The sequence below is a fragment of the Nostoc sp. UHCC 0251 genome, from assembly GCF_034932245.1.
Lineage (GTDB): Bacteria > Cyanobacteriota > Cyanobacteriia > Cyanobacteriales > Nostocaceae > Nostoc.
This window is the reverse complement of record NZ_JAYGHD010000452.1, coordinates 1-6,514: the sequence shown is the minus strand read 5'-3', so window position 1 is coordinate 6,514 and position 6,514 is coordinate 1. Positions and strand designations below refer to the sequence as shown.

The following is a 6,514-nucleotide window of genomic DNA, read 5'->3' as shown; positions in this document are numbered from 1 at the left end:
GTTGCCCACAAGGGGCAAGGTTTTTACCAAACCTTCTTCATAAGGATTATTTCGCCAACAATTCCACTCGCTTTTTACCCTTCCCCCTTTCCCTTTACCCCTCCCTATTCCTTCTACATAAATGGCAGAACTAGAAATTGCCGTTGCAGAACAGTGGGAAGAATTGGGGGAAGCAGTGAGAGAATGTTGGAAGTTGCTAAATCATCCCGCAACTATGCAACGCCTTTAAATTTTTCTGCCGACTTACTGAGTGACAATAAAAGTAGTCACGGCTAATGTATCATCGCTAGATGCGATCTTTCTTTTCGCATTGACCCAACTACTTTGACAGTTATATTTTTAACCTTAAACTTACATAGATATTTTATGCCTCGAACTACCTCATCTTCATCCCCCTCTCCTCTTGAAACTCCACTGGCTCTTTCCCAATTACATATCCGCTTAGAATTTTTAGAAAAAGAACACAAATCGCTACTTAAACAGATTAAGAGAAAGCGAACGGAATTAAACAACTTTGTGGAACAGATGCGTTCTCTAACCACAGAAATATGTCATCAAACCAGTCCCCACTTCCAAAAAATGGCTGAGTTAGACCGGGATATTCATGCTCTATTTGATGAAATTTTTACTACTAGAAAGTTTGGTAAACAAACCATCAAAAGTATAGAAGCAGTTTACCTTAACCTCCAGTTGACAGGAATCATTAGCGTCAAACCGAGTCGCAAATTTAATACAGAGCTAGACGAACTATTTAAGGATTCCGAAGCTGAATCAGATTTTTCAGAAGAAGCTGCTGAAGATCGCTATCAACATTGGCAAGCACAACAGTCTGTAGAATCTCCCTCTGTAGCTAGAACAGAGGATAAGAGAAAAATTCGTGAAACATTTCTCAGATTAGCTGAAATCTTTCACCCTGATAAGGTAAAAGACAGCGAGACGCAGAGATATAATACAGAAATTATGAAAACAATCAATAAAGCCTACCAAGAGGGAGATTTGGCAAGACTTCTAGAAATTGAGCGAATTCAGCAAGTAGGAGAAGTTATTGATCATAATAGCGAGGATGATTTAACTCGAAAATGTCGAACTATAGAACAGCAAAATCAAATTCTCCTGACTCAATATGAAAACTTGAAACGGGAACTGCGTTTAGCAAAAAATACTCCAGAAGGAACTATGGTTTCTGACTCTCGCAAAGCTGCGAAGAAAGGCATTGACTCTATGGCTTTGATGGTAAAAACAATAGAATCTCAAATCAACGCTGTTGTTCAGATTCGAGATTTTGTCAAGAACTTTAAAGAGCAAAAGATCACTATCAAAGAGTTTCTTGGTGGCCCACCAACTCTGCACTCTTTAGACGAGGAAGTTATGGAAGATATTCTTGAGCAGATGTTGTCAGAATTAATGAGATATTAATTGATTATCAAGAAAGGCAGAAGGCAGAAGGCAGAAGGGATTTGTCCTTTTTCTTGAATGTCCGATAGCGCAGCATCTCGTAGAGAGGAACGAGCGTCCGCAGGAGCGTCAAAGTAATTCGTAATTGATAATTCGTAAGTCGTAGTTAAAATCAGTGTTGGCTCTGAATCCAGAAGCTGATTGTCAGCCACCAAATCATAGATTATGGTGTTGGCTCTGTACCCTCTTGAATTACGAATTACGAATTACGAATTAGTAATTATTTGGTCATCATCTGCGCGATCGCAGCGAGTCGGGTTTAAGACATTTAGTACAATTCGTATTTCATTAACTGACAGGGTAACGTTCCGTTGTACACCGCAACCCGCCGAGACGATTTCAGTCCAATCGATTGAGACAGTTCCTTGTTGCCACTCAGCACAAATGCAGTCCAGCCTTTAAAGCGTTGTTTCAACACATCGCCCAAAAGTTTGTAAAATGCCCCCAAGTCACTATCTCGCCCCAGCCGTTCGCCATAGGGTGGATTGCACAATAAAACTCCACTGTCTGCGGGAGCGACAACATCAGCAAGCTCCATTTGAGAAAACCATACATGATTATCAACGCCGCAATTTTGAGCATTGTTAATCGCCTGCTCAATCACATTTTCATCGCGATCGCTTCCCCAAATGGGTGCGGGAAGGGTATCTAGTTGGCTATCTTTAGCTTCTTGGAGCAGCTTTTCTAAAAGGGACAGATCAAAATCGAGCCAAGTTTCAAATCCAAAGCGCTCACGGAATAGCCCTGGTGCTATATTAAGTGCCTTTAAGCTAGCTTCTAGGGGTAAAGTGCCAGACCCACAAAGAGGATCGTAGAACATCTGGTTTGGCTGCCAACCCGAAAGTTGAATGAGGGCAGCAGCTAGAGATTCCTTTAGAGGGGCTGATCCAACCGCAGGACGGTAGCCTCGGCGGTGCAGACTATTTCCAGAACTGTCGAGTTTAACGGTACAAAAGTCGCGTTCAATATGAACATTGATCCGCACATCTGGTTCATAAAGCTCTACATTTGAACGCTCACCCAGTTTTTCTTGCTGCTGGTCAACGATCGCATTTTTGACCTGGAGAGATGTGAAGTGGCTGTGGTTGAGGTGCTTGTTTTTGCCTGTGGTATTCACCGCCAACGTCATGTCTGGCGTGAGATAGTTGAGCCAATCGATGGACTGAATGCCGCGATAGAGATCCTTCGCTTCTTGGCAAGGAAACTCACGGATGTTCATCAAGATTCGGAACGGCAACCTAGCCCATAGGTTGACACGATAAAGCAGAGTGCGATCGCCCTCAAAGGCTACACCGCAAAACCCTGGCTCCACGGAATGGGCACCTAGTTGCTCTAACTCTTGAGCCGCGAGGGTTTCTAATCCGCGAGCAACCGTTGCAAAATACTGATTCATCCTCTAATCCAAAGCCTTGTCTTCACTGCTGACCCATTGACGCACTTTAGCTTAACTTATATCTTGTGACAATCTCTCTCGTTATACCAATTCACGAAAGCCCTGATACATACAAATTCAGTAGGGGCATGGCATTGCCCATACGTGTTAACTTAACGTAAAAGCGATGTCCCGCAAGGAACTGAAGTTCCTTGCTAATAGCGAAAGTCATCTAAAGATGACTAATAATCCGAAAAATATTTAGTCTACTTTAGTAGACTTTAGCTATTAGCCTAGAACTTTAGTTCGAGGCGGGCGAGTCAGCTAACAGTTAAACTACTTTTAGCTTAAGTTGACACCAATGGCCAATGCCATGCCCTTACTGAATTTGTATAGCCGCGAATCACTCAAATACCACTGTTCTATTCCCGTATACTAATACACGATTCTGCAAGTGCGATAGGCAAAGAGAAGTCTGTAAGGGAGGCGATTAAACAATGGTGCATTTACTGAGAATAATTTCTAGCCCATTCTGTACTTGCTCAAGTTCTTCGCGCTTTTGGTAAATCCACATCTTTTCAGCCTCACGTTGTTCCAGAGTTTCGCTATGAGCCTTTTCCTGCTGTTCTAGGAGATTTTCGTAAAGTGCGATCGCTTGTGCAATTACAGCAGAGAATGATTTAATTTTGCTTTCAAAAATTGAACTAATATATTGGTTTATTTGCTCTTTTATTTTATCTTGTGATTCTGCAAATTTTGCTAACCCTGATTCAATAATTTTTTGCTTTATTCCTGTATCTTGTTGCCCATCCACCCAACCTGTAAATTTATTTATGCTCCCTATAAATAGAGGAACGAAAAATATTAAACCTGTTGATGCTAGTAGCATACCACCTAATAAATTCACTGACCATCGTCCCAATGTGCCAAAAAATAATGTTGTATCTACCTCTTTTATATTATTAGATATATAGTCACTAAAGTTAGTATTCAACCTTTTATCTATTAATTCAAACTCTGTACTTAACGCATTTATTTCTTGTGATATTTCACTATCGAATCTTTCTATATATGGCTTTATGACTATATCAAAACTTGATTGCTGCCAAGTAGTTAACTCAGCTTTTAAGTCTTGTATAAACCGATCCCTATATTCTTTTAGTATTTTTTTTTGCTCAAATACTTTTGAGTGCTGTGAAGACCAATTAATTGATCTTTTTGCTATTATGTCTGGTAGTTGCCTATACCATTTTTCCCAAGAATTATATATCTCAGAAGCTGCTTGCTTTTTTTTGCAATCTCCTAATATACGTATTTTTACTTCACGTCCACTTACTGCTCCAATTTTTTCTAAAATTTCCAGTTTTGCAGCTTTTGAAAGTTGGATATTACCATCTAAAACACCTCTAGATTGAGCCAGGCAATTTAAAATTTTTGTAATTAAACTATTAAGTTCATTAATTGAGTGTCTTATTTTAACTTTACCACGCTCAAGCACCAAAAAATTTTCTAAAGATTAAGTGAAAAATTGAAACCTCTTTAGATACTCATCTTCATATTTATTCTGTATAGCTTTTAATGCTAATTTTGCAGAAATATAATGGACACGGCTTTTACCTGTATTAATAAGCAAATTCTCATTTTTTACAAAGTTTTCTACTCGAGTTCTAACATAAGTGTGAGGCAAAATCCCGTGATTTTTACAGTCTTGAATTAGCTGGGAAATTTGATAGCAATAATTAGCTAATTGCTTACGATATTCTTGGTATTTTTTCAATTTCCAGTAGGATTGAGTTGTGTGCTGTTCAGTTGTTTCTTGTTCGAGTCTCCCAAGTAAAGTTGCTAGAATACCGTTTGCAGCTTGGATAAATACAGGATCTGCTGACTGGAAACGAGCAGGGTCAAGTAAAAAATGCACTTCATTTAAAGCATCTGGTTCCACATTTACTTGATGAGTAAATCCAGCTTCCAAAACTGCTAAATGTTGTGATTTAATGCCAAGCTGCTTGCCAACTATCTCCAAATAGTTTTTCTCACGCGAGTCCATGTCACCATCTGCCGTTGACATTTCATAACTCAGACTAATCAACAAAAGCTTTTCTGAATGTGAAAGCGGATGTGTCAGCATTAGGAACTCTGGCGAATGAACAGAAATCTGATGCTGTTTCATTCCTAAACTGATGAGTTGTGTTAATTGTTTTATTTCTCTTGAGACAAAACGTTTGAGAATTGTTTGCCAGCGTTGCATTTCCTCTTCTGTCACGACACCATCTGCACAAGCTATATCTCGCAGGACAACTATTAACAATGCTAAAAAAATGACTTGAGGAGTGATATCTCGTTGACTAAGCCTTTGTCCACTAATCCGTGACAAGAAATTAACAATCCGAGAACTAAACAACAAAGTATCCATAAAGATTGTGAGCCAATAGGTTAACCGTGTTTAGTATGCCCAGATTTAGACAAAATTAATTAATATACCGAATAAATACGGTTATCTTTGGTTTTTTATACCAGTTAGGCTCAAGGAAATTAGCTTTTAGCAACCTATGAATATGTTGTTCCAATTTCCGCCTGCAATTCAAGCTGGTATTGAAACTGGTAAATATCTACAAGTCTTTAGCAAAGGAGTAGAAATTAGACAAATAATCGAACAAGTAGCCCAAGATATCAAATTTGAACAACATCGCACAGCTTTAGTGAGGGCGTATGGAGTGTTTATTCAGGCGATGAACCGCTTCCGTTCAGCGATGCAATTGCAAGATTTCAGCCGAAGAAACGCTGAGATTGATGGCGTGAGGGGAATGTTATTTGCGGCTTTAGCAGATTACAGCAATCCGCATCTACTAGAAGAAACTTGTGCAGCTGGTCAACTACGCAGACTCGAATGTGCTTGGGCAATTGAACAGGCAATTGTTGCAACTTATCAAGTGCAGAATGAGGTTTCAGCAGTGAGCGATCGCCTCATCCTACTCCAAGATAAAATCTGTGAAGATGCTCTCACTGTGATTAATCGCTGTGAATCACATGATGAGCTTGATTTTCTCTTTCCCGAAATTATCCGCATTAAAAATCATGATTTAGCTGTATTGGATTCGTGGCAAAATCATGTTGATTGGATACAATCGCTTCCCTCATCAGATTTAAAACTTTTAAGTAGCGCTGATTTTAATAGTCCAGAGATTCACTACTCCACAATTAATGTAGCAGAACCGCCAGAACAATTAGTATATGAGAGTTTAGCCGAAAAATCTCATTTCTATTCGCTTCGTGACCAGTTACTATTTATATTCGAGCCTGAACTACGTCGAGAGTACGAATTTTATATTAGTGAACAAGCTGGAATTACTGGTTATAAAACATTAGTTACATCTAATTTACAACAAGCATCAGACCTAACTGTTGGTAATCTTTATTACTACTTTAACATTAGAGATAAATCGAAAGATGAGACAGAGGTAGTTTCAGCTAACTAAAGCAGCTACGGTAATTCTTGAAATAAGTATTTTTGTAAAGTCCGCCTACGCGGACTTTGTTTGTATATAGTAATCCTATATGAGTTGTGATAAATCTAGATAATGCAATACTATTAACAGGTAAAAAACGAGTCAAAGTGACATACTCCTACACTTCCGCAAGCGGTAAGTGTAGGCTTCCAACAGCCCGATGAAGGGTATGAAGGATTTC

Annotated in this window: 5 protein-coding genes; 2 read left to right on the top strand and 3 right to left on the bottom strand. The window is 39.1% G+C overall.

Features of this window, described 5'->3' with window-relative positions:
* Positions 1-366: 366 nt before the first annotated feature.
* Entirely contained in the window at positions 367-1,416 is a 1,050-nt protein-coding gene (locus VB740_RS35205) for a molecular chaperone DnaJ (RefSeq protein ID WP_323204443.1), read from the top strand.
* Positions 1,417-1,723: 307 nt separating this feature from the next.
* Here VB740_RS35205 and VB740_RS35200 read toward each other — a convergent pair whose 3' ends face one another.
* The 3 genes from VB740_RS35200 to VB740_RS35190 all read right to left on the bottom strand — a co-directional run bounded on the left by VB740_RS35200 (position 1,724) and on the right by VB740_RS35190 (position 5,240).
* Positions 1,724-2,848 carry a THUMP domain-containing class I SAM-dependent RNA methyltransferase gene (locus VB740_RS35200; RefSeq protein ID WP_323204442.1) on the bottom strand — a complete coding sequence of 375 codons (1,125 nt, stop codon included), beginning with the start codon at positions 2,846-2,848 and terminating at the stop codon, positions 1,724-1,726.
* A 469-nt stretch (positions 2,849-3,317) separates the two neighbouring features.
* On the bottom strand, positions 3,318-4,328 hold the full coding sequence (locus tag VB740_RS35195; protein ID WP_323204441.1) for a hypothetical protein: 1,011 nt from the start codon (positions 4,326-4,328) through the stop codon (positions 3,318-3,320).
* Positions 4,329-4,343: 15 nt separating this feature from the next.
* Complete coding sequence (locus tag VB740_RS35190; protein ID WP_323204440.1) at positions 4,344-5,240, bottom strand: TerB family tellurite resistance protein; 897 nt, start codon at positions 5,238-5,240, stop codon at positions 4,344-4,346.
* A 142-nt stretch (positions 5,241-5,382) separates the two neighbouring features.
* Here VB740_RS35190 and VB740_RS35185 point away from each other — a divergent pair, with 142 nt between their 5' ends.
* A complete protein-coding gene (locus VB740_RS35185) occupies positions 5,383-6,303 on the top strand; it encodes a hypothetical protein (protein ID WP_323204439.1) in 921 nt (306 codons plus the stop codon).
* Positions 6,304-6,514: the final 211 nt, after the last annotated feature.